This window comes from Lacrimispora xylanisolvens, assembly GCF_002934545.1.
In the GTDB taxonomy this organism is placed as follows: Bacteria; Bacillota; Clostridia; order Lachnospirales; family Lachnospiraceae; genus Lacrimispora; species Lacrimispora xylanisolvens.
Genome location: NZ_PTJA01000009.1, coordinates 25,139 through 48,874 on the forward strand (window position 1 = coordinate 25,139; position 23,736 = coordinate 48,874).

20 protein-coding genes are annotated in these 23,736 nt (G+C 43.3%); 3 read left to right on the forward strand and 17 right to left on the reverse strand.

Translation table 11 applies throughout. The features are described from left to right. Positions 1-37: 37 nt before the first annotated feature. The 14 genes from BXY41_RS16520 to BXY41_RS16585 all read right to left on the reverse strand — a co-directional run bounded on the left by BXY41_RS16520 (position 38) and on the right by BXY41_RS16585 (position 17,552). A complete protein-coding gene (locus BXY41_RS16520; protein ID WP_104437971.1) occupies positions 38-955 on the reverse strand; it encodes an ABC transporter permease in 918 nt (305 codons plus the stop codon). After that, positions 952-1,992, reverse strand: a complete 1,041-nt coding sequence (locus tag BXY41_RS16525; protein ID WP_104437972.1) for an ABC transporter permease — start codon at positions 1,990-1,992, stop codon at positions 952-954. Before BXY41_RS16525 ends, BXY41_RS16520 begins: the two co-directional genes overlap by 4 nt. Next, complete coding sequence (locus BXY41_RS16530; protein WP_104437973.1) at positions 1,985-3,535, reverse strand: ABC transporter ATP-binding protein; 1,551 nt, start codon at positions 3,533-3,535, stop codon at positions 1,985-1,987. Before BXY41_RS16530 ends, BXY41_RS16525 begins: the two co-directional genes overlap by 8 nt. A gap of 31 nt (positions 3,536-3,566) precedes the next feature. Next, a complete protein-coding gene (locus tag BXY41_RS16535; protein WP_104437974.1) occupies positions 3,567-4,736 on the reverse strand; it encodes a BMP family ABC transporter substrate-binding protein in 1,170 nt (389 codons plus the stop codon). A gap of 91 nt (positions 4,737-4,827) precedes the next feature. Next, on the reverse strand, positions 4,828-5,715 hold the full coding sequence (locus tag BXY41_RS16540) for a nucleoside hydrolase (protein ID WP_104437975.1): 888 nt from the start codon (positions 5,713-5,715) through the stop codon (positions 4,828-4,830). A 1-nt stretch (position 5,716) separates the two neighbouring features. Further along, positions 5,717-6,637, reverse strand: coding sequence for a ribokinase (gene rbsK, locus BXY41_RS16545; protein ID WP_104437976.1), 921 nt, complete (start codon positions 6,635-6,637; stop codon positions 5,717-5,719). Next, entirely contained in the window at positions 6,634-7,665 is a 1,032-nt protein-coding gene (locus tag BXY41_RS16550) for a LacI family DNA-binding transcriptional regulator (RefSeq protein ID WP_104437977.1), read from the reverse strand. Before BXY41_RS16550 ends, rbsK begins: the two co-directional genes overlap by 4 nt. A gap of 132 nt (positions 7,666-7,797) precedes the next feature. Continuing rightward, entirely contained in the window at positions 7,798-9,717 is a 1,920-nt protein-coding gene (locus tag BXY41_RS16555) for a glycoside hydrolase family 127 protein (RefSeq protein WP_104437978.1), read from the reverse strand. Positions 9,718-9,794: 77 nt separating this feature from the next. Further along, on the reverse strand, positions 9,795-11,093 hold the full coding sequence (locus BXY41_RS16560; protein WP_104437979.1) for a sugar ABC transporter substrate-binding protein: 1,299 nt from the start codon (positions 11,091-11,093) through the stop codon (positions 9,795-9,797). Positions 11,094-11,189: 96 nt separating this feature from the next. Continuing rightward, entirely contained in the window at positions 11,190-12,971 is a 1,782-nt protein-coding gene (locus BXY41_RS16565) for a cache domain-containing sensor histidine kinase (RefSeq protein WP_104437980.1), read from the reverse strand. A 25-nt stretch (positions 12,972-12,996) separates the two neighbouring features. Continuing rightward, a complete protein-coding gene (locus BXY41_RS16570; RefSeq protein WP_104437981.1) occupies positions 12,997-13,842 on the reverse strand; it encodes a carbohydrate ABC transporter permease in 846 nt (281 codons plus the stop codon). Further along, complete coding sequence (locus tag BXY41_RS16575) at positions 13,842-14,741, reverse strand: carbohydrate ABC transporter permease (RefSeq protein WP_242980226.1); 900 nt, start codon at positions 14,739-14,741, stop codon at positions 13,842-13,844. Before BXY41_RS16575 ends, BXY41_RS16570 begins: the two co-directional genes overlap by 1 nt. Before the next feature lie 109 nt (positions 14,742-14,850). Beyond that, positions 14,851-16,374: a response regulator transcription factor gene (locus BXY41_RS16580; protein ID WP_104437982.1), complete on the reverse strand. Its 1,524-nt coding sequence runs from the start codon at positions 16,372-16,374 to the stop codon at positions 14,851-14,853. 86 nt (positions 16,375-16,460) lie between these two features. Continuing rightward, a complete protein-coding gene (locus BXY41_RS16585; protein WP_104437983.1) occupies positions 16,461-17,552 on the reverse strand; it encodes a DUF2974 domain-containing protein in 1,092 nt (363 codons plus the stop codon). 171 nt (positions 17,553-17,723) lie between these two features. Here BXY41_RS16585 and BXY41_RS16590 point away from each other — a divergent pair, with 171 nt between their 5' ends. Genes BXY41_RS16590 through BXY41_RS16600 form a run of 3 tightly spaced genes read left to right on the forward strand, consistent with a single transcriptional unit; the run spans position 17,724 to position 19,026 of the window. Then, entirely contained in the window at positions 17,724-18,065 is a 342-nt protein-coding gene (locus BXY41_RS16590; RefSeq protein WP_104437984.1) for a GIY-YIG nuclease family protein, read from the forward strand. 2 nt (positions 18,066-18,067) lie between these two features. Continuing rightward, on the forward strand, positions 18,068-18,340 hold the full coding sequence (locus BXY41_RS16595) for a DUF2087 domain-containing protein (protein ID WP_104437985.1): 273 nt from the start codon (positions 18,068-18,070) through the stop codon (positions 18,338-18,340). Positions 18,341-18,357: 17 nt separating this feature from the next. Further along, complete coding sequence (locus BXY41_RS16600; protein WP_104437986.1) at positions 18,358-19,026, forward strand: chloramphenicol acetyltransferase; 669 nt, start codon at positions 18,358-18,360, stop codon at positions 19,024-19,026. Here BXY41_RS16600 and BXY41_RS16605 read toward each other — a convergent pair. From BXY41_RS16605 to BXY41_RS16615, 3 genes are all read right to left on the reverse strand, one after another. Then, positions 19,023-19,997 (reverse strand): SGNH/GDSL hydrolase family protein, encoded by a 975-nt coding sequence (locus BXY41_RS16605; protein WP_104437987.1) that lies wholly within the window; start codon positions 19,995-19,997, stop codon positions 19,023-19,025. The genes BXY41_RS16600 and BXY41_RS16605 overlap by 4 nt on opposite strands. A 119-nt stretch (positions 19,998-20,116) precedes the next feature. Then, positions 20,117-21,892 (reverse strand): ABC transporter ATP-binding protein, encoded by a 1,776-nt coding sequence (locus tag BXY41_RS16610; RefSeq protein WP_104437988.1) that lies wholly within the window; start codon positions 21,890-21,892, stop codon positions 20,117-20,119. A gap of 2 nt (positions 21,893-21,894) precedes the next feature. Next, entirely contained in the window at positions 21,895-23,652 is a 1,758-nt protein-coding gene (locus tag BXY41_RS16615) for an ABC transporter ATP-binding protein (protein ID WP_104437989.1), read from the reverse strand. Positions 23,653-23,736: the final 84 nt, after the last annotated feature.

Here is a 23,736-nt window from a genome sequence, read left to right on the forward strand (position 1 = left end):
CAGGCGGCGAAGAACATATACTTCGCCGCCTGAATCATTATCTCTTTTTCAGCTTTAAATACTCTTTATAGGAAAATGCAAACAGTCCAATGAGTGTTGAAACATAAGGAATTGTCTGCACCAGACTGGAGGCCCAGCCCACTGTGGATGCCGCTGTGGCTATGGCATTGAAAAAACCAAAGGCAATGGATGCCGCAGCTGTTCCAATGGGATTAGACCTGCCTATGGCTTCCGCTGCCACTGCAATCCATCCTCTTCCTGATACCATATCTCTGGTAAACGATGACAGATAGCCCATTGACATAAAGGCTCCGCCGCATGCACAGAGAAGACCGCTTAAAAGGAGGGCAATCGTCTGGGTAAGCTTCACATTAATTCCTACGGATTCTGCTGCTTTTAAGTTTTCCCCCACTGCCCTGATATGATAACCCAGCGTGGTTTTACCAAGAAAAACAGCCACAACTAAAATCATGATAAATGCCAGATACGTCATGATATTCTGTCCGGAAAGAATGTCACCCAGAAACGGAATATCCTTTAACACTGGAATGGCGATCTCCGGCAGTGTTTTACTGGCAACAGAGGTGGAACTTCCTTTATCTCCTGTAAACAGGTAAAGCAAAAATACCGTACCTCCTGATGCTAAGGAGTTAATGGCAATACCGCCTAAAATAACATTTGCCCGGTAATATAAAGTAAATAACGCCAGTATTCCGGAACAGATTAACCCGGATAAAAGAGCGATTAAGAATCCGCCCAGAGCACTTCCCGTTGCTGCACTGCCAAATACCCCAAAGAAAGCTGATATCAGCATAATTCCTTCCAGAGCAATATTGGCAACGCCTGCCCGGTTTGCGATTACTGCCCCAAGGGAAGCGAACAGGATGGGGGTTGTCACCCGGAATACGGAATGCAGGAATTGTGCTGTGAAAATGATATTTATCAATTCTCTCATTTGGCAATCCCCCTTTCCATCCACCGCTGCTTAAAGGAATGAAGAAAACGCTCCGAAGCGATCAGCAGAATAATCAGACTCTGAAGGATGGTTGACATCTCAGCAGGAACATCAGACAACCTTGCAACAATATCTGCTCCTGTAGATAAATACGCCACAAACAGGGCTGCATAAATCACGCTTACCGGATTATTATTGGCAAGCATGGCTATTAACGCTCCTGTAAATCCATAGCCGGGAAGCCCATTCCATTCAAAGCGGGTATGCATGGCAATGGATTCTACAGAACCGCCGATACCTGCAATTGCTCCTGATACCAGATGAGCGATAATAATGGTTTTAACAATATTGATTCCGGAATAGGCTGCAAATTTGGCATTAATACCTACCATACGAATCTCATATCCCCATTTGGTCTTATATAGAAAAACAGAGACTGCTGCTACACAAAGCAATGCGATAAACAGTCCATAATGTACTTTAAATGCCGGTATGATCACCGGTATTTTGGCTGTGTCCAGATAGGGATAGGAACCATTTGATGCCATGGGATCCTGAAGCACTCTGGTCATAAGATAGGAACCAAGCCCCAGCAGAATGCTGTTCATCATCAGGGAGGTAACAAGTTCGCTGGCTCCATACTTTGCTTTTAAATATCCTGGAATCAGCATAATTAAGGCACCGATTACGGCAGCAGCAAGAATGATGACCACCTGGTGAACACCGGCGGGGAGGGGGACCCAGATCGCAATCAGGGAAATAACAGCTCCGCTGAAATAAAAGATACCTTCCGCTCCCATATTAAACTGGCTGGCCTGGAAAACAACTGCCATGGACAGACCTGAGAATATAAGAGGAATTGCCGTATTAATTATGTTTCCAATATATCTTGGTTTACTGAAAGGACCCAGTATAAATAAACGGATGGACTCTATGGGTGTTTTGCTTACCATAAAGATGACTGCAAAGGCTGCAAGCATCGCAATGACCAGAGCCACAGTTGTTCTTAAGACATGAAAGGATTTTTCCCTACTCATAGCGCATCCTCCTGATCTGACTCTCATCCTGCTTTTTAATACCCAGCATATAAAGTCCAAGTTCTTCTTCGGTAATATCAGACAGGTTCTCATAATAAGCCACAAACCTGCCTTCATACATAACTGCCAGCACATCTGACAGCTTAATCAGTTCTGCCATATCTGCCGAAAGCAGCAGCACGGCACAGCCATTATCCCGCAGCTTTACAATGTTCTGATGTATGATATGGGCCGCTCCGATGTCAACACCTCTGGTGGGCTGTTCAGCAATCAGAACCTTTGTCTCTTCCATACACTCTCTTGCCACAACCACCTTTTGCATGTTTCCGCCGGACAGACCGTCGATTCTGCCATTTTCTCCCGAACATTTCACGGAATATTCTGCGATCATCTTTCTGGCATACTCGCTGATTTTTTTCTTTTTCAGAATTCCCTTATTGCAGAATTCTTCTGTATCATATTTGTTGGAAATCAGATTTTCATTGACAGCGGCAGTCAGGGCCACGCCCTGACGCTGTCTGTCTTCCGGGATATAGCCAAACCCTTTTTCCCGCATCTCCTTAATGGTCATGGACTGAATATCATCCTGGTTGATCTCCACGCTGCCTGATTCCACACGCCTGCTTTTGGTTAAAATCTCAGCCAGTTCTACCTGCCCATTGCCCTGGACACCGGCAATTCCCATAATCATACCGGATTTCACCTGGAAGTTTATATCCTGTAAAATAGGAACTTTCTCCCCTCCATAGTAGGACAAACCGGTTACACTGATTCTGGCTTCACCAAAAGCATGCTCCTTTTTATGAATGGAGGTGTCAATCTTCCAGCCTACAATTTTATTGGATATCTCCTGTTCCGAGATTTCACTGGTATTAAAAACTCCTTCGGAGCAGCCCGCCCGCATTATGGTCACTCTGTCACTGATTGCCTTAATCTCTTTAATTTTGTGAGAAATAAATACAATAGTATATCCCTGTTTTTTCAGCTTCACAAGTTCCTCAAATAACTGTTCTGTTTCCTGAGGTGTCAGTACGGCAGTGGGCTCATCTAAAATCAGAATCTTTGCCCCTCTGGCCAGTGCCTTTAATATCTCGATCTTCTGCTTGATTCCTACAGGCAGAGTGCCGGTGACCGCTCTTGGATCTACTGCAAAATTATACTGTCTGCTTAATTGCTCAGTAAATGCAACCGCAGCATTTTCATCCACGAAATGATGGTTTGCGGGCTCGATCCCCAGTGTAATATTCTGGGCTACAGTAAAGGAATCTAACAGCATGAAATGCTGATGCACCATGCCGATCCCATGCTTTATGGCATCGTTGGAGGAATTGATATCCAATTCCTTGTCCCTTAAATACAGTTTGCCTGAAGAGGGTTTTTCCATGCCGAAGAGAATTTTCATCAGGGTCGTTTTTCCCGCTCCGTTTTCTCCCACAAGGGCATGGATTTCCCCTTCCTTTAAGGAAAAGCTGACATCCTTATTTGCCACAATACCATTGCCGTATATCTTGGATACATTCTCCATTCTCAAAAGGTATTCCATTGTTATCCTCCAGGCATTAAGCTTTTACATACTAGTTTGGAGCAGCTTTACTTCTGATTGCAGCAATGTCATCGGTAGACATAGACTGTACATCGGATAATTTCACTTCACCAGATATGATTTTCTGCTCTAACTCCTTAACGCTATTCTTTTGTTCATCAGACATCAACGCATCATAATATTTGTTTTCTGCCAGGCCAACTCCACCGTCTTTCAGACCGAGTGCAAGAGATTTGCCGCCGAAGGTAAGAGTTCCGTCTGCATACTTGTTTACTAAATCCACTGCGTAAACGGATACCTTTTTCATTGCTGACGTAATAATGTGCTTTGCCTGATCCGGGTTACTGGCTTCCAGACTTGCAGCCTGGTCTGAATCAACACCAATGGCTAATTTATCAAGGCTTGTGGCTGCTTCAAACACACCTAAACCAGCACCGCCTGCTGCCTGATAGATAATAGGAACTCCGGAGTTGTACATAATCAGTGCCAGTTCCTTTGCGGTTGCACTGTCAGTAAAATCACCAACATAGGAAGCTTTTACTTTCACATCAGGATTTACGCTCTGTGCGCCTTCAATATATCCAACCAGGAAATAGTTGATACCTGGTATATCCATCCCTCCGATAAAACCGATGGTATTGCTTCCTGCCTCTTTTGCCTTTAAAGCTGCCACTGCACCTGCCAGAGCGCTCATCTCATTGCTCTTTGTAACTACGGCAAGAACGTTGTCTCCAAAACCAACGCTGTCGGTATCCAGGTTAATAAACTTCTGATCCGGATACTGTGCGGAAACCTGTTTTAAAACATCATCACCGGCTGTGGAAACAGTCATGATTAAGTCATAGCCGTCTTCGCAGTAATCTTCATAGGTAGCAAGATATTTGGTGGTATCCGTTCCCATCTCTACAACATCTGTCTGGGCACCCAGTTTTTCCTTAATGGTATCCATAGCAGCTTTGGAACCGTCAAAAAATGATTTGTCTCCTAAATTACCTGGAATTAATAAAGCTATTTTTAATTTCTTAGCCCCTTCCTTCGTACCTTTTGTTTCTCCTGCTTTTGTTTCACCGGTTGTTGCTGCCGCACTGCCGGCAGTTGTTTCTTTCCCTGCGTTGCCACCGCTTTTTCCACATCCAGCCACACTGACAGCCAGCAGACAGCTTGCGAACAATACGCTTGCGATTCTCTTGAATTTTTTCATTTGATCTCCTCCTAAAAATAAATGATGTGTATTTATGCCAATCACAATGTCTGATAGAAAGACATTGAATAATTGCTATACTTCTGTACTACTAACGGAAAACCCGTTCCATCACTATATTCTTAAACCGCTGTAAATCTAAATCAACTGCGTAATAAAAATCTTTCTCTGTTTCACATACTGCATCGTAATAATTGGTTTTGTGAACAATGGTTCCTCTTGTCAGTTCACCTTTTAATTCAACTGTATAATCTCCCTTTTTCAGTGTAACGGTTTCCCTGTCAATCAGGCAGGCAATCAGCAGCGCATCGTGAAGGGTGATGGGAAATCCTGTTTGATCCATGAATATCTCCATGCCTTTATAAAGATATTGAACAGCAGGTTTATTGGAGTTTTTAACTTCCTCCATCTCTTTTGCGGTAAGCTTCGTATACTTTGTAACATCCAGTCCCAGCATGGTTAACTTTTCAGCAAAATCTGTAACAATCCGGGCAGCCTCCGGATCACAGATGATATTCCATTCCGGATAAGAGTTTAAAAAGGCTCCGCCCATTCCGATGATTTCCACTCGCTTCATAATCTCAGGTGCCTTTAAAAATGCCAGTCCCAGATTGGTCAGAGGCCCCATGGCAACGATACAGACATTATCATTTTCTGCTGCTGTCTTAATCATAAAATCAACCGCATCTATACTCTGCTCTGGCTCATATTGGTTTCTTAAAATGCTGTACTGAATGGGTTTTTCCATCTTTGGCCGTTCAATCAACGGCAGCCCCTGGCCTGTATAAACTGGAATCCTGCCCATCTGGTAAAATTCCAGCAGATCCTTCACCATCTCTGCCCGTGCTTTCGTATCTTTAAATACAGTGGTTATCCCTGCCACTTCGATTTCAGGAGATAAAACTGCAAGAGCTATGGCAACGGCATCATCCACGTCATCGCCCAGGTCTGTATCTATGATTACTTTCTTTGGTTTCATGTCATTCCTCCTGCATCAGACTTAGAACTTCCTCTTTGAGAGGCATAGATGCCTGGGCGCCTTTTCGTGTAACGCTGATGGCTGCCGCTGCATTGGCAAAACAAATGGCTTCTTCCATGGATTTTCCTTCTGCCAGCTTTACAGCCAGTGCGCCGTTAAAGCAGTCTCCTGCACCGGTGGTATCCAGTGCATCCACCCTGGTTCCTTCAAACATGCGGCAGCCTTCCTGGCTGACCCACAAGGCTCCCTTATCTCCCATTGTCACAATGACATGTCCCACTCCCTGGGACAACAGCTTTCCTGCGCCTTCCAAAATCCCGTCCAGGCTGTCTGTCTTATGGCGGCTCAGCCTCGCCAGTTCACTTTCATTGGGAGTTAGAATATCAATTTTCCTCATGATCTCTTCCGGCAGACCATCTGGAGCCGGTGCCGGGTTACATATAACGGTTTTTCCCGCTTCCTTTGCATGGTCAATGGCATAAAAAACTGCATCTGCCGGAATCTCCATCTGTAGGAGCAGATATTCATAATCCATGATCTGGGGCTCTGTCTTCTCTAAGTATGGAATATCACAGCATCCATTGGCTCCTGCTATGGTCACTATGCTGTTATTTGCCAGGGAATCAACTAAAATCATCGCTGTTCCCGTATCTTTCCCTTCACGGACAGAAATATAATCCGTACAGACACCGTTATCCTTTAACCCCCGGATCAAAGTTCTTCCAAACTCATCTTGTCCTACACAGCCAAGCATAACCACATCTGCGCCCAGCCTTCCTGCTGCAAATGCCTGATTGGCTCCCTTTCCGCCGCAGTTATAGGAGTAATCCGTTCCAAGTACAGTTTCTCCCACACCCGGCAGACGGTCTGCAGTCACCTGTATATCCATGTTTAAGCTTCCGATTACCAGTATTTTTTTCATATCTCTTCCCTTACCTGTTTTTTTCTGGTGCTTTCTCTGATCATCAGGTCTGTCTCCAGATACTGATCCGCCTGATGTATGGTTTTATCCTGTATGGACGCCAGCAGCATTCTGGCCGCCTGATAGCCCATTTCATACATAGGCTGGGATACTGTGGTGATAGGCGGAACCATCTCTCCGCTCATGGTGATGTTATCAAACCCCAGCAGCTGGATATGGTCTGGAACCTTTTTGTTTAATTCTCTCAAAGCCTTTAAAACACCGATTGCTATGGTATCGCAGCCGGCAAAGATCCCGTCTATTTCCGGATTGTGAGAAAGCATCTCCCTGGTTCTTTCGTATCCGGACTGTATATTGTAACCGCCATAGCTTAAATATTGTTTGTTTATTATGATGCCCGCATCTTCAAGTGCCATGCAATAACCTTTTAGCCGTTCTTCCACTGTATAAACGTCTTTAACACCTGCAATATATGCAATATTGGAAGCGCCATTTTCAATGAGATAGGACACACCTTCTCTGGCCGCCCTGGCATTATCAACATAGACGCCGGGATACCTTGACAGCTCCTTTATCTTCCGGTCCAGTATGACGATGGGGATATTGCTTTTGTGTATCAGTGCAGTCAGCTTTTTGTCATTTAAATCGCCGCTGGTATTGATGATGATTCCGTCCACCCTTTTTTCTAAAAAGGTATATAAATACTTCTGCTCTTTTTTTATATCTGAATCTGAATTACACAAAAATACTGTATATCCATTTTCCATGGCGCAATCCTCCACCCCCCTGATTACCTGGGGAAAAAAAGGATTCTGGACATCGGGTATTATGAGACCAATGGTCTTTGTCTCAGCAACCGTTATGCTCCTTGCCATCTTATTTGGTACGTAACCTACCTCGTCAATCAACTTCAGAATCTTCTCTCTCGTTTCTTCGGAAACACCTTCCGGATTGTTGTTAATGACTCTTGATACAGTCCCTTTTGATACTCCCGCCATACTGGCGATATCCTTAATTGTCAGTGCCATAAAAGTCCCCCCACGTTTACTAAACCGGTTTAGTATTGTTGATAATAATGCTATCACACGTAAGTTTTTTTGTCAATAAAATAAGCCCTGATAAAACTGGTAAATTTACCGGTTTTATCGGGCTATTTCATATTAACACGGATTCTCTTCTCTGACCCACACGCGCATTTCATTTTCACCTCTGTTGGCCCAGCTGTAATAAGGAATCCATTTGATTTTCGTCTTTGTTTTCTTAACTGCGGCAGTATTCTTTCTGTAAAGCCATTGTGCCCCACTGTCTGGTTCTGTCTTCCAGCCCCAGGCAGTAAGTACTCCCACGCCTCCAAGCTTGGCTTCGTCAAATTTGTACTCAAACTCTTCCTGTTTTTCCAATGACAAAAGGTGCAGATTCGTTCCGTTATCCGCTCCTTCCAGACAATACACAATGGGACCTCTGGAGACCGCAAATTTCCCCAGATCGTTTTCCACAAGGGGATTGGCATACCAGCGCTTTGCCTGCATATCCAGTTTCAGCCGTATTGTATCTTCAGAAAAAACCTGATTCACATAGATAAATCCGTGTTTTTCCTTAAAAACTGCACGTTCCTGATTGAGCTCAACATCAAAGGTATCGGACCATGACGGTACCCGGATTCCCAGACAGACACTGGCGGTTCCACTGTAATTTAATTTTATTTCCACACAGCCCTCCCATGGATATCCGGTCTTCAATTCTATATTCAAAACACCATCTTCCATCTCAAAGCTTCCCTTACATTCCACAAAGAGATTGACTAAAAGCTTATCTTTCTTTTGTACAAACACATACTGCTCCACAGAAGCTAACAGCCTTGCAAGATTAGGTGGACAGCACGCACAGCCAAGCCACTGAGGGCGAACGCATTTAACATGACTCTTTCCAGGATCCTTTGATGATTTACCAGGAACTACCTCCAGAGGATTCACGTAAAAGAAATGTTTCCCATCAAGAGCCACTCCGCCCAGCACTGTATTATAAAGTGCGCGTTCCATTACATCTCCGTATTCACCCTTTTCTTCTGACATCAGCATCCGGTATGCAAAGAACACCAGGCCTACTGACGCGCAGGTCTCACAGTACATGGTATCATTGGGTAAATCGTAATCCAGAGTAAATGCTTCCCCGGAAACAGTGGAACCGATTCCTCCGGTAATATACATACGCCGGGTTACAATGCTCCTCCATAACCGTCTGCTCGCCAAAAGTAGCTTTTCATCTCCTGTCTCCCCTGCGGCATCCGCCATTGCAGTGCAAAGATAGACCAGTCTTACTGCGTGTCCCTCAGCGGTATCCTGCTTAAGCACAGGAAGGTGAGCCTGATAATAGGTCAGAGGAAGATGTTTGGAATTCATGGCTTCACATTCTGTTCCCCGCACCAGTAAAAAGTACTGAGCCAGTTTTAAATATCTTACATTTTGTGTCAGCCGGTATAACCGCATCAGACCAATCTCAACCTCTTCATGACCGTCATAGCCATGAATCTTTCCTTCTTCATCTCCAAACACAGAATCAATATGGTCAGCCAGTTTACATGCGGTTTCCAAAACCTTTTTATTTCCCGCTGCTTCATAATAAGCCACAGCTGCCTCCATAAAATGTCCGGCACAATATAACTCATGGCTCTCCCACAGTCGTTTGTATTTCTGATCAGGTTCCTCAATGGTAAAATATGTATCCAGATATCCATCTTCTTCCTGTGCATCACTGATTAAGTCCACAACATCATCAGCCAGACACTTTAACTTTTCATCCATCTTCTCCCGTAAGGTATAAGCAGCCGCCTCCAGCCATTTATAAAGATCGCTGTCCTGAAATACCCAGCCATAATGATTTCCTTTTTTTCTTCCGGCCGCAATCCGGAAATTCTCAATCACATGGCTCTTTTCATTGGGAATGGAATCGTCGTTGCGCTCCCGCTCAATGTTGATTTCAATTTCATCATTTAAAACACTCCATTGATACGGAATCATCTCTGTTCTGATTAATTCTTTGTATCTGCTGAAAAAATTGTCCTGAATTTCTACCTGATTCATACTGCACCTCCTGATTTACCCTGGAAAGTGACGTCGGCATTGTCAGCCGGCGCCACTTCTTTTTATTATATGTATTTTTATTTTTTAATAATACCATCAATCACAGCCTGGGCTTTTGCTGCAGCTTCCTCTGGCGTACTTGTATCTGTCATTACCTCATTAAATGCCAGCGATATGGCATCCGAGATATCCGGCCACTCCGGTAACGGACCTCTTGCATTTGCATACTGCATTTCTTCAACAAAAGCGTCATATACCGGATCTCCCTTAAACTGCTTTTTAGCAATAACGGAATCAGAAGAAATATATCCCATTGCATTCATCATATAGAGGCAGGTCTCTTCGCTGGTAGCATATTTAAGGAACTGAACAGCACCTTCCTCATTGCCACCCTTAATTACTGCATAGTTTTCTCCACCCAGACCAGAAGCCTGTTTTTTATCCATTGGAATGGGAGCAACGTTCCATTTCAGATCAGGAGCTTCCTGCCGCATGGTAGGGACCTGCCAGGTTCCGTTAATCATCATGGCTAAGTTTCCGGAGATAAACTGATTCATGGTATCACCCTGTGTCCAGTTAATTGCTTCCTTTGTCATGGCACCGGAATCAACCAGATTTTTCACCATGGTCAGTGCTTTGATTCCGCCTTCTGAGTTTATTTCGTAGGATGTTGCACCGGTTGACCATACCCAGGGAAGGAAGTTAAAGGTTCCCTCCTCGTTTTGCAGGCTGCAGTGTGCAAATCCGGAAACCTGACCGGTTGTACATGCTTTTGCCGTGGTAAGCAGTTCATCCCATGTGGTGGGAACCTTGCATCCTGCTGCCTTTAACATATCCTCATTATAGAAAAGGAGCAGACAGTTGCTTCCGAATGGTACTCCATACAATTTGCCGTCTAACGTACAGGAATTGACAGGACCGGGATAATAGGTGCTTACATCAAATCTTCCGGTTAAATCTGCAAAGATTCCCATGGCTGCATATGAAGCATGATCCGGATTATCGAGAATTACCAGATCAGGAAGTTCATCCGCAGATGCACCGATGGAAAGCTGCTTCTTAAAATCGGCAAATGGTACATACTTTGCCTGTACCTTAACTTCCTTTTGTGATCCGTTAAATTCTTCAATGATATGATTCAGTGCTTTCTGATGGCCTTCTGTCTCCCAGTAGTACCAGATTGTCACATCACCTGCGGCTTCGCTCTTTTCTGTCTCCGAAGCTTTTTCACTTGCGGTTGTAGCCGCTTTCTCACTGCTTTTTGCTGTTTCCGTTTTACTTTCCGTCGCTGACACCGCTCCGCTTCCGGAACTGCACCCAGTCACCGCTCCCCCAAGCAACGTTGCAAAAAGTAAGGCTGTCATTAACTTTTTCATGTTTTTCCTCCTTTTATTTTTTTGTTTCAACGACTTTATTATAACGTCAATGAAACAGGGAAAAAACTCAACAAATCTTAGAAAGGGTAAATTTTCTTAAGTAGGAATTCGTAAAACAACTTCAGTCCCTGAGCCTTCGATGCTGTTAATCTCAATCTTCACATCATCTCCGTAATACATCTGGAGTCTGGTAATGGCATTTTCCATACCAATATGAGATGCTGCATCTGATTCCCCAAAGATCCCCCTTCTGATTAGTTCCAGTTTATGACGCTCCATACCTTTTCCATTGTCACGAATCAGAATCCGTAATTCTTTCCCCTCCCTGCACATACTTACTTCCAGAACGTGATTGTTTTTTGTTCCTTCAAAGCCATGAAGAATGGAGTTTTCCACAAATGGCTGAAGCAACAGTTTGTGAATCCGCAGATCCATCACATCAGGATCTACATTGATGCTGCAGGTAAAATTATTTTTCAACCGGAACTGCTGTAAATAAATGTACTTTTTCAGCCAGTCAATCTCATCCCGCACAAAAACCTCCCCGCTGCTGTCCGCAATGGCGTAGCGGAGTATGGTAGCGAGGGAGTTAATGGCATTGCTGATATCGAATTCATCCTGATCGATTGCCATCCAGTTGATGGTGTCCAGTGTGTTATAGAGAAAATGTGGATTAATCTGCGCTTCCATTGCCTTAAGCTCCGCCTGGCGCTGCATCTGCCCTGCCTTCTTTTCTTTTTTCAGTGCAGTTTCCAGCTTCTCCAGCATGTCATTAAACTGAACCGCTATGGTTTCGATTTCCACAGGCATTTTTTTGTCTGTTTCCACCCGTACCTTTAAATCTCCCTCCCGTGCTTTCTGCATGGAGGCCACCACCATCTTTACGGAGTCCACCAGACGGTCCAGTACCCCCAGTGTCAGGAGCACAGTAACCATAAGAAGAAGGAGACTTAAGGCTATAATCAGATAAATCTGATTGTTTAGGTTCTTCATTAAGCTGCCCTGATCCATTACATTCACCAGATCCCAGCCCAGGGAATCATCGTGGTAAAGCCAGACTGAGGTATAGCGTTCCTCATACAGGTTCTCTTCCCGGATAAACTTTTTGCAGGCTTCCACTTTTGAGTCCAAAGACGTCCCCTTCCCATAAAGAACTTTACCGATCTTTTCCGGTTGGCGGTAAGCAATGATACGTCCTGCCTCATCGATGATAAAATTAAAACTTTTCTCCTGATCCTGGGCCTGAACCTTGCATACGCTTTGAAGAAATTCCTTATCAAGACTGACAATCACAATTCCATTTTCTCTATTTAGATTTCTGTAATCGATAATCCGGTGAGCCAGATGCAGGAGATAGTAATCCTCATTTGCAAATCTGGTTCCGTATTCCGTGGGGAAAATATGGGTCTGATTATCCGAGGAGACCTTCCCATACAGTTCCTCCTGGGTAAGACTGAAGCTGTTCATCCACGAATTCTCATAGGTAGACGCAGACAGCTGGTTGTAAGTAATGCTAAGTCCCTTAGGAGTAATGATTGTTATGGACTTTATGTACTCTTTTGTATTGAGAAGTCCCCTTAAATATCTTCGCAGCTGGTTTTTTGCCACCGATGCATTCTGTTTCTGATCCAGCCGGTCCACCCACGCCACCACATCATCATTGGTATAAATCTGGAACAACAGATCCTCATAGGATTTCAGCCTGATGGTCAGATTATTATCCATCTGCATCAGGCTTACACTGGTCAGCTCCTGGGTATTCTTTTTTAAAGTAACTGAAATGTTGTAAAAATAGTAAAAACTTAATACAAGTATGGGGATTGTAGAGGTCGCCCAGAAAAGACGGATTAATTTTTTCTTCAGACTCACTTTTTTCATAAGGCTCCCTCTCAATAAAAACAGATTATCCCTTCACTGCACCACTTGTCATTCCCGATATAATGTACTTTTGCATAAACAAAAAAATCAGCGCCACAGGTATAATCGTAACAATGGCAAAGGCTGTTAAATAGCTCCACTTTGTACCGTACTGTCCCATAAAATTAAAGATTCCCGCTGTAATGGGCCGTTTTTTCTGGTCCAATATGAATGTCATTCCATAGGCTAAATCCCCCCAGCCGTACAGGAACGAAAAGATGGCACAGACCACCACTCCAGGCTTGGCGACCGGAAGCAGAATTCTTAAAAATGCCAGAAAGCGGGTGCAGCCGTCTATGTAAGCCGCTTCTTCCAGATCTCTTGGAACGGAAGCAAAGTAATTTTTTAAAATGAGCACGGAAAATGGAATGCCAAGGGTTGCATCGGATAAAATGGCAGACACCCTGGTATTGTAAATATGCATTCCCTTAAACATGATAAACATGGGTGTTAAGAGGACGGAAACCGGAAGCATCTGGGTCACCAGAAAGCACAAAAGCATTCCGTTTCTCCCTTTAAAACGATATCTGGCTACGGCATAGGAAGCCGGAACAGCCAGAATTACTGCGATTATCATGGCACCGGCGGAGATAATAAGGCTGTTTGCAAAGGAACGGAACATATTAAAATCTCCGTTTCCAACCTGGGCGGCATAGGATTTTGTATTTAAGACATGGGGATAAAAGGTGGGTGGAATCTGAAAGATCTCCTTTTCCGTTTTTAATGAGGTGATAAAAATCCAGAAAAGAGGAAACAGAAGCAGACACAGGATCACCACCGATACCAGACATAACAGGAATTCCTTTTTTCCCTTTTTATTTCCTTTCTCCATCACTCCATCTCCCCTTTCATCGTAATTTTCAAATAGACTACGCCTACCAGAAGCAAAATTACAAGCAGTACATTGGCAGCGGAAGATCCAAGGCTGTACTGGAACATCTCAAAGGATAACTTATAGGAATAGGTGGACAGTAAATGAGTGGAATTTACCGGTCCTCCCCCAGTCATTACATAGACCATATCATACACCTTAAAGGTATAGATAAATCCAAGCACGAGAAGTGATTCAATGGTTGTTCTCATCAAAGGAATCGTGATTTTAAAGAATTTCTGTCTTCCATTTGCACCGTCAATGGCTGCGCTCTCGTAAAGCTCCAGGGGAATGGTGGTAAGTCCTGTTGATATCAGGATTGTATTAAATGGAATTCCAATCCAGATATTGGCTGTAATCACTGCGGCCATCGCTGTTGACGGGCTGGTAAGCCACTGAATGTTTTCTGTAATCAGCCCCGCGCTTTTCAGGAAATAATTAATAATTCCCACATCAGTGGAAAACATGAACTTAAAAATCAAAGCAGTCACTGTCATGGGAATCATCCACGGTATCATAAGAAGCCCTCTCACCGGTCTGGCAAAGGAAAAATCTTTTTGAAACAAAAGTGCCAGAGCAAAGCCAATGACAAATTGAACAACCAGGCAGCTGACTGTAAACAGCAGCGTGTTGAACATTGCTCTTAGAAATACAGGATCGTGCATCAGTTTTATGTAATTATCAAAACCAATAAAGTCTCTGGATCCACGGACCAGATTCCTGACCGTAACATTCTGAAGACTTAAAATAAGATTGCTGACAATGGGGTATCCCACAAAAAACAGCATATAAAGAAATGCCGGAAGTGCATACAGCAGCCCGATATTGTCATATCGGAAAAAGCTTTTGATTTGTTTCACTGAAAATAGTCCTCCTTTTATTTATTTCCACTGAAATTATCTTACACTGTATCGCTGTTTCTCAAAATACGGGAAACCTTGAAAAGGAGGAAAAACCTAAACGCTTTCCCTATTTTAAAGTCTTCCTGTAATCTGCCGGAAGCTGGCCTGTCATCTCCTTGAATACCTTGCTGAAGTATTTTGGATCGGAATAGCCTACCTTTGCTGCTATTTCATACAGCTTCATATGGGTCCCGCAAAGCAGCTCCTTTGCTTTATTGATTCTGAAATTTTTCATATATGTACTGAAGGTCAGCCCCATTTCCTTATGGAACTGGGTTCCCAGATACTCAGGGGTGACATTGAGCTTGGACGCTATCTCATCCAGCGTGATACCGCTTTGATAAAATTCCTGTATCATGCTTCTGACCCGCCGGACAGTCAGATGGGTGACCTCTTTTTCTTCCTCCCTGGGTTTTATATAATCAAACAGGAAATCCGCTGCTCCCTCCAGTTCTTCTCTCCTCTTTGCATCCATAATCATCTCCAGAAGCTTTTGCTGCTTCAATGACTCAAAATTAAAGCACCCCAATTCCTTGCCAATCCCCATAACCGCCCATAAAAAGCGGATATAGCATTCCTTAATCTCCTTGGGGGCATAAATTTTACCATCAAGAAAACTGTTATGGAATTCAGCCATAAGGGCTTTTGCCTTATCCCAGTTATCGGAACAGATCGCAACTTTAATTCTTGTTTCCAATTCAATTGGGTAGATGCAGGGCACCGTTTGAACATGGGTAATCTTCGGGTAGGAAATGAGTATTTCCTCATCAAAGGACAGATTCCAGTCCATATAGGGATTCAGACTGTCAAGTCCCTTTTTTAATTGTGCCACTCCCCCCACCTCTGTCCAGCCAAAGGTCATATACCTGGGTCTTTGTTTTAAAATCTGCTGCTGCAGCCACCGCTCCAGGTCATGGGCATCCTTATAATGATACAGAACCACAACCAGGGATTTTCTGTACATCAGGTCCAATATACAAAATGACAGATCCGGATACAGGGAGAAAACATGCCGCAGCTGTTTCACCGCGCTTTCCCGTTCTTCTTCATAGCGGCTCCCCAGATACACATAAATTAATATCAGCTTCTGAGTTTCTTCCATCTGATAACTGCGCTGCAGATAAGTGTTGATATCTGCGTCCATCTCCATGCGGCCGTTCATAAAATCATAAAGTATCTGCTCCAGCGTTCCGATCTTTGCCGGCTTTTCCTGCCTGTCCTTTTCCACCTGCAGTTCCACGTGCTCCAGCGCCTGTGCGAAATCATTGAGGGAAATGGGTTTCAGTAAATATTCTGTCACTCCAAGCTTCATCGCCTGACGGGCATATTCAAATTCGGAGTAGGCACTTAATACAATGGCTTTTGAAGTGATTCCATCTTTCACTGCATTGGACATCATTTCCAGGCCATCCATCTTTGGCATTCTGATATCCGTGATTACAATATCAGGCTTTAAGTCTTTTAACAGCCGAAGCCCTTCTTCTCCGTTCTCCGCTTCTCCCACGATTTCGTAATCCTGTCTCATTTTACCTAAAAGCTTCTGAATCCCTTCTCTGATCCGTATCTCATCCTCAACAATCAGTAACCTCATGCTTCATTCCCCTTTTATAAAACCGCTTCCAGTTTTTCCCATTGTTCTGCTGTTTTCATATTACTTTAATCCATTAAAACTGTCAATCACCCCCCCTTTTCCGTGATGCTTTTTAATGCAGAGGAAGCCATGGTTTTCAGCATCTTATGGATTAAAAACCGGGAATCCTCATCAAGATTTCTTACCCGGCCCATCATAAGCGGAATGTTTCTCTGCCATTCAGATCCGATCTGTTTGATATTCTGTGTATCTCCCGTATCCAGAACGGAATACAGAGCATTGACAAAATGTTCCCGCTCTTCATCTGAAACTGCTTCCAGCCAGTTATGCAGAGATTTGTCCATGTATTTGGCATTTTTAGTCAGTCGTTCTACAAAAACAAAATGATCCCCTTCCACAACCCAGGAGAACGGATCGTGCTGCAAAAGGCCGGTTCTGTTACTTTTTACAATTGAAAATTGTTCCTGGCTCTCTAACAGCATGCCAATCACAGAGGACTGAGGTACGGTCTTTTCCACAATTTTTTGACTGCTTTCCAGTTCAAGGGTGTCTAAGGCATTTTCCTTAAAACCCGGACCATCATGGGAATAAACCTTTAAAACCCGATCCTTCAACTGCCTGTTTAGCTTTGCATAGACATAAACCGCCAGATTACCTCCCTTGGAATGGCCGCCTAATAAAAGCTTACCTTTAAAATTTGCAGCCACCTCTTCTACATAGCGGACAGCCTCCTCCTGAGACGGAACCGGGTATTTAAATGCCATATTAAAATCTTCTTTCCACCCAACCAGAGTCGCATCCGTACCCCGGAATGCAATATAAGCCGTATTTTCATTCAGAAAAATGGTAACAGCGCTAAACTGTTTTTCCAGAATACAGTCCTGTTCTTCCCTGTAAAAGCCAAGAGTCAGATTCCGGTAACGAGGACTGGCAGCCATGGCAAACAAAAGCCTTAAGCTGTTTTCCTCATCCCAGACATGGCTAAACATCTCTCGAAAATGCTCTGCTTTCAGAAGGGAGCCAATGGTGGGGAGGGTTTTACCGGGCACAAGTCCCGGCACAAACGAGGAAAGGCCAATATAGGAAAACTTGGAAAAAATAAGACTGTCTACAGAGTGAAATGGTTTCCTGTTAAAATCTGATAATTCGCTTTCTGCATAGTTAATGATATTTGCCATTTAAAGAATCTCCTTGTTCTGTCATAGGCCGATTATTTTATTAGTATTGGTCTCTGTTTCCATTTTATGCTTATAACTCTACGAAGCGTTTATTGAAAAGCTGATGACCAGGAGCTACAATGATGGAGAAAACGGCTTATGGCAGTCTGACAGAAACAGGAGGTGAGTAAAATGGAAAGTTCAGCAAAAAAAGCATTAAAAGACCAGTATAAAAACAGAATTATGACTGGAGGAATCTACCGCATACAATGCAGCAAAGACGGGTCCTACTGGTTACGAACCAGTTTTGATATGCAGGGTTCAAAAAACCGGTTTGCTTTTTCAAAGGCAACCGATTCCTGTCCCGAAATATGTATGCTAAAAACCTGGAAGCAATATGGGGCAGATTCCTTTTCCTTTGAAATTGTAGAGGAAATTGAAAAAAAAGAGACGCAGACACAACGACAGTTTTCAGATGATTTAAACACATTACTGGAGATGTGGAATGAAAAGAAAATGGAAGGAGAACAATGAACATGAAAGAAAAAACAGATATCAGCAACTTTCTTGATGATTCCGGAAAGATAACCAGGCTGTCCCAAAAGAATCGCTTAAGGGCGGAAATCCTTCGATATCTGGCGGGGAAATTCCTTAATGACCGCAGCTATACAGAAAAAGAAGTAAACTCCATCTGTGAGGAATGGCATACATTTGGAGATTACTTCCTGCTTCGAAGAGAACTGATTGACAGCGGCTATCTATGCCGGGAACCAGATGGTTCCAGGTATTGGAAACCAGATTCAGAGTAAAACAAAGGAGATTACAAATGTCAGACATAAACACTGCCTTTACTCCCATTGATTTCGACAGTTGGGATAGAAAACAGTATTTTTATTATTTTACAAAAATGCTGCCTACCGGATTTTCCATTACCATTGAGGCAGACATTACGAATACCTACAACATGGTAAAAGAGCAAAACAAAAAATTTTTCCCTGCTTATTTGTATCTGGCTTCTAAGCTGATAACAGAGCAGCAGGAGTTTCGGATTTCATCCAAAGACGGAACGCTTGGCTGTTATGAGGTCTTACACCCCTCTTATGCATGCTTCCATCCGGATGACAAGACCATGTCTAATATGTGGACGGAGTATGATTCCGATTTTCATACTTTTTATAATAATTATATTACGGACCAGAATCGTTTTGCCCATAATCATGGGATCTTAGCAAAGCCGGATATGCCTCCTCAGAACAGTTTTATGATAGGAATGCTTCCCTGGATCGAGTTTACAAGTTATACACCGGTTCCTTATGGAAACAGCAGCTCCTTTTTCCCGGTTCTGGAAGCAGGGAAATTTATTGACAGAGACGGCAGAAAACGAATGCCGCTATCCATTACCGTTCATCATGCTGTGGCAGATGGGTATCATGTGGGCTTATTTCTGGATAAATTTCAATCAGGTATGGCTGCCCCTGAAAAGTGGATGGATTAACTGGAAGCATCTTTCTCAGATATATTGATTAAGTATTGTTCCAGTTCCCTGTTCCACTCACTGTAGTTCTTATCATTTCGATGATCTGTGAGTGGATAGCGGGCAGCCAGATAAGTGCCTAAATACTTGCTTAACTTTTCGGCTCCGCTTGTATTTAAGTGATCACCTCCGTCTCTGCTGTCCTTATTCCAGTCTATCTTTATGTCCTTCGTAAAGAGATTTAAATCGAGAAACGGAACATTGTTTTTTATGGCATAATCATTGACTGTATTATGGCGGCTATAGTCCCAGTTTTTTGGGGAAGTAACCCCTACTAACAGCAAACTGATGTTTTTTTCTCTGCACAAATTTACAATTCTGTCTGTCCAAAATGTCACGGTCTGGTCTACTGACTCCCGTCCATCTGATTTAATCATGTATTCTCCGCCCTGATAAGGCGTCACTTTCTTACTATGATAATACCCTTTCATAACGTCTTTTTGGTCAAAGTCCTGCTTCGGGCTGAAGTCTCGGGCTGTGAGTGATTTCCACCTGTCATGATACTTAAAAACTGGCAGATAATACTGGGACATATATTCCAGTGCATGATCGATTTCCGTTGGAACGCTCCGGTTGTGATAAAATAAATCTGTTTCCAAAATTACAAGCTTGGGATTTTGCCGTTTTAACGCATTTTTAAGCATATAATAGGCTTCCGCAGAGCGCTGTCCGGACTGGCTGCAGACAAAGGATGTAATTCCACGTTCTTTCCACATTACCATGGGCGAGATTCCGGAATATCCCTCACTATCGCCCACAACAATCACATCCAGCGAATTTGCAGGTTCTGCCAGAATACCATATGCATGACTATCCCTGTTTAAAATCCCATCTTTCACTGTATTGCGTTTCGGTACAAACAAAATTGAACACTGAATTAATAATAGGAGAAGAATCCCCCAGAATCCGACAATTTTTCCAAAGTTTCTCATTTTGGCTCCACTTTTCCTTTAATAACTAAAATAGATGAACAATCATCCCAAACTTCATTATACTAACTTTGTAAAAAAAATCAGCTAAATAAATCTTAACATTTCTGAAGATTATTATATCAACCGCACTGATCTGCGAACTGACTGTTATATAATTGCTGGTAAAATCCTTTTTTCAACAGCAGTTCTTCATGAGTTCCCTGTTCGATAATTGTTCCCTGATTCATCACCAGTATGCAGTCTGCATCCCGAATTGTGGAAAGCCGGTGGGCAATAATAAAACTGGTTCTTCCTTTCATCAGATGATCCATGGCTTTTTGTATCTCCAGCTCTGTCAGGGTATCAACACTGGAAGTGGCTTCATCCAGGATCAGAAGAGGGGGATTGGCCAGAATCACTCTGGCTATGGTTAAAAGCTGTCTCTGCCCCTGGGATAAATTACTTCCCTCTTCTTCCAGAATCGTATCATACCCCTCCGGCATAGTCCGGATAAAATGATCCACTCTGGCCGCTTTGGCAGCCGCAATTATTTCTTCTTTATCAGCATCAAGAACACTGTAGGCAATGTTATCCCTGATTGTACCGCCAAACAGCCAGGTATCCTGAAGCACCATACCAAACTGTTTTCTTAATTCTGATCGGTTTAAGTCCTTTATATTGATTCCGTCCAGTGTGATCGAACCGCCATTGGTCTCATAGAAACGCATGAGAAGATTGACCAGAGTCGTCTTACCTGCACCAGTAGGACCCACAATTGCCACCTTATCTCCCGCCTTTAAGTGAAGGTTTACATCCTGCATCAGAATTGAATCTTCCTGATAGCCGAATCTCACATGGTTAAAATCAATGTCACCCTTAATATTCTCTGTTTTTTCCTGTCCTGCTTTATCAGGAATTTCTTCTTCCATATCCATGATCTCAAAAAAACGTTCTGAGGAAGCAACGGCGGACTGCATCACATTCATGATATGAGCACATTCAATAATCGGCTCAGAGGAACGATCAAAATACTGGACAAATGCCTGTACAGTACCAATGGAAAGCTTTCCCTGAATAATATACAGGCCACTCATTACCGCAATGAAAATATATCCAAAGCTGCTGATAAAACGTACCACAGGTGCCACAATATAGGTGGATACCTGAGCCCTGTGGCTGTCTTCACACAACTCGCTGTTTATACGGTCAAAATCCCCAATTGCTGTTTTCTCATGTCCAAACGCCTTAATGACCAGCTGACCTGTAAAAGACTCTTCTATGTTGGCGTTCATATGCCCAAGTGATGCCTGATATTTTGAAAAATTGTTTCTGGATCTGGTGGTAATCCAGGATGTCAGAATTGCTGCAGCTCCTGCAACGGCAAGGGAGACAACGGTAAGCAGAGGACTGATCAGAAGCATCATAATCACTGCACCTGCGACGGTCAAAAGCGCGGTGATTAACTGCCCGGCTCCCTCCCTGAGTACTTCCACCACCTTTTCAATATCATTGGTTGTCCGGCTTAGCACTTCTCCCTTTTCGGTGGCGTCATAAAATCCCAGAGGAACACGGCCAAGCTTTCTGCTTAAATCATTTCTCATCTGAAGTCCTGCAGTCTCAGATACGGATGACATAATGTACTGCTCCACATATTTCAATATAAAATTTATCAGATAAAGAATCATCAAACAGCCAACATAACTGCCCACTGTCTGAACATTGACGTGGAATCGTGTTCCATGTACAGCCGCTTCCTGGATACCCATAAAAATATGGTCAATTGCTTTTGCCAGTACAAACGGTGCCGCCAGGGCGGCCAGCGTACTAAGAAGGATGGAAGCCAGTACAGCACTCATTCTTCCTTTCTGTCCCCCAAATAAATACAATACTAACCGTTTTCCAGTATTCTTTTTCATAATTATACCACTTCCTTTTTAAGCTGCGACTCACTTAACTGGGATACCGCAATCTGTTTATATGCAAGGCAGCTCTTCATCAGCTCCTGATGGGTACCAACTCCTGCAATTTCTCCCTGATCAAGAACAATAATTCTGTCTGCATCAAGAATGGAGCTTACCCGCTGTGCAACAATGATAAGTGAAGCCTCTTTATTTTTAATTTCCTGCCGCAGAGCTTTCCTGAGTAATGCATCCGTTTTATAGTCAAGAGCAGAAAAACTATCATCAAATACATAAATTTCCGGTTTGCGTACCAGTGCTCTGGCAATTGCAATACGCTGCTTCTGGCCTCCTGAGAGGTTGGTTCCTCCCTGAGCTACGAAAGAATCATATCCCTTTTCCATGGAAGATATGAAGGTATGAGCCTGGGCTGTTTTTGCAGCCTGAATTATTTCCGTATCAGAGGCATCTTCTTTTCCGTAACGGATATTACTTGCAATTGTTCCACGGAAAAGAAAGGTTTTCTGAGGAATAAAACCAATCCTGGATCTTAACTCCTTTTGAGACAGGTTTCTGATATCAACACCGTCAATTAAAATCTCACCCTCATCTACATCAAAAAACCGGGGAATTAAATTTGCAATGGTGGATTTTCCTGATCCTGTGCCGCCGATAATGGCAGTAGTTTCTCCTGCCTTTGAGATAAAGGAAATCTTATTTAATACAGCCTCTTCTGCATTGGCGTAACGAAATGAAACATTACGGAATTCAAGCTGTGCCCGAATGGGAGTCTGGGCGCTGTCTTGCGCCAAAGCGTTCTTCTTATCCTGTATCTCCGGCTCTAAATCCAATACTTCACTAAGTCTTTCTCCACAGGACTGTGCCCGGGGTATTTCCATGAATACCAGTATTGCCATAGTCACTGTAAACAGAATGATGGTGAGATATTCAATCAGTGCGAAAATGCTGCCGATTTGCATCATCCCCTCAGAGACCTTCACTCCGCCGAATAACAGAATACAGATAATCCCAAGGTTAGTTAACAATGTAAGAGTGGGTAAAAGAACAGCAAATATTTTATTGGTCTCAATTGCAATGTCACAATAATCCTTACAGGAACTGCCAAAACGATCTTCTTCATATTTCTCCCTGTGGAATGCCCGGATCACCCGGACACCAGAAATTATTTCCCGAAGTATCCTTGTCAGATTATCCATTTTCACCTGCAGCTGGCGAAACAGAGGGATCGCCTTACTTCCTATGGAAAAAGCAATTCCGCCTGTTATTCCAATGATTGCCGCCATTACCAATCCCATAGTTGCATTGGTGCGAAACGCCAGTACCAGACCTACCACAGCCATGATGGGCGCAGGAAGAAGCATCTGCAATATCATCATGAAAGACCGCTGAATTATGGTAATATCGTTGGTACAGCGGGTGATCAGGGAAGCTGATCCAAATTTCTGATAATCGCTCATGGAATACTCCTGGGCTTTTACAAAAACTGCCCGGCGTAAGTCTCTGGCAAAACTTGAGGTGACTTTTGATGCAAATACCGCTGATGCAATATAAGTTACACCACTTAAGACGGCGACCAGTAGCATCAGACCTCCCATTTTGTAAACATAGGGCATATCACCCATTAAAGCTCCCTTATTTATGATCTTTGCAAATACTCCCGGCAGATACAATACACAGATATTGTTCATTAAGGTAAAAAGTACAGCACACACCGCTGTCCACTTATAAGGCTTCATCAAATGTAATAATTTTTTCATATAAACTCCTGCTTTCCCTTAAACTTTCATCATCTAACGTTCACGTCATTGACAAATTCCTTATCGTGTGACATTATAACGTAT

Excerpts from the sequence above, each read along its gene's own strand:
- BXY41_RS16600 (WP_104437986.1), top strand. The coding sequence starts at position 18,358 with ATGTCAGACATAAACACTGCCTTTACTCCCATTGATTTCGACAGTTGG.
- BXY41_RS16565 (WP_104437980.1), bottom strand. The coding sequence starts at position 12,971 with ATGAAAAAAGTGAGTCTGAAGAAAAAATTAATCCGTCTTTTCTGGGCG.
- BXY41_RS16520 (WP_104437971.1), bottom strand. The coding sequence starts at position 955 with ATGAGAGAATTGATAAATATCATTTTCACAGCACAATTCCTGCATTCC.
- BXY41_RS16595 (WP_104437985.1), top strand. The coding sequence starts at position 18,068 with ATGAAAGAAAAAACAGATATCAGCAACTTTCTTGATGATTCCGGAAAG.
- BXY41_RS16605 (WP_104437987.1), bottom strand. The coding sequence starts at position 19,997 with ATGAGAAACTTTGGAAAAATTGTCGGATTCTGGGGGATTCTTCTCCTA.
- BXY41_RS16540 (WP_104437975.1), bottom strand. The coding sequence starts at position 5,715 with ATGAAACCAAAGAAAGTAATCATAGATACAGACCTGGGCGATGACGTG.
- BXY41_RS16525 (WP_104437972.1), bottom strand. The coding sequence starts at position 1,992 with ATGAGTAGGGAAAAATCCTTTCATGTCTTAAGAACAACTGTGGCTCTG.
- BXY41_RS16570 (WP_104437981.1), bottom strand. The coding sequence starts at position 13,842 with ATGGAGAAAGGAAATAAAAAGGGAAAAAAGGAATTCCTGTTATGTCTG.
- BXY41_RS16590 (WP_104437984.1), top strand. The coding sequence starts at position 17,724 with ATGGAAAGTTCAGCAAAAAAAGCATTAAAAGACCAGTATAAAAACAGA.
- BXY41_RS16585 (WP_104437983.1), bottom strand. The coding sequence starts at position 17,552 with ATGGCAAATATCATTAACTATGCAGAAAGCGAATTATCAGATTTTAAC.
- BXY41_RS16530 (WP_104437973.1), bottom strand. The coding sequence starts at position 3,535 with ATGGAATACCTTTTGAGAATGGAGAATGTATCCAAGATATACGGCAAT.
- BXY41_RS16610 (WP_104437988.1), bottom strand. The coding sequence starts at position 21,892 with ATGAAAAAGAATACTGGAAAACGGTTAGTATTGTATTTATTTGGGGGA.
- BXY41_RS16615 (WP_104437989.1), bottom strand. The coding sequence starts at position 23,652 with ATGAAAAAATTATTACATTTGATGAAGCCTTATAAGTGGACAGCGGTG.
- BXY41_RS16550 (WP_104437977.1), bottom strand. The coding sequence starts at position 7,665 with ATGGCACTGACAATTAAGGATATCGCCAGTATGGCGGGAGTATCAAAA.
- BXY41_RS16555 (WP_104437978.1), bottom strand. The coding sequence starts at position 9,717 with ATGAATCAGGTAGAAATTCAGGACAATTTTTTCAGCAGATACAAAGAA.
- BXY41_RS16580 (WP_104437982.1), bottom strand. The coding sequence starts at position 16,374 with ATGAGGTTACTGATTGTTGAGGATGAGATACGGATCAGAGAAGGGATT.
- BXY41_RS16560 (WP_104437979.1), bottom strand. The coding sequence starts at position 11,093 with ATGAAAAAGTTAATGACAGCCTTACTTTTTGCAACGTTGCTTGGGGGA.
- rbsK (WP_104437976.1), bottom strand. The coding sequence starts at position 6,637 with ATGAAAAAAATACTGGTAATCGGAAGCTTAAACATGGATATACAGGTG.
- BXY41_RS16535 (WP_104437974.1), bottom strand. The coding sequence starts at position 4,736 with ATGAAAAAATTCAAGAGAATCGCAAGCGTATTGTTCGCAAGCTGTCTG.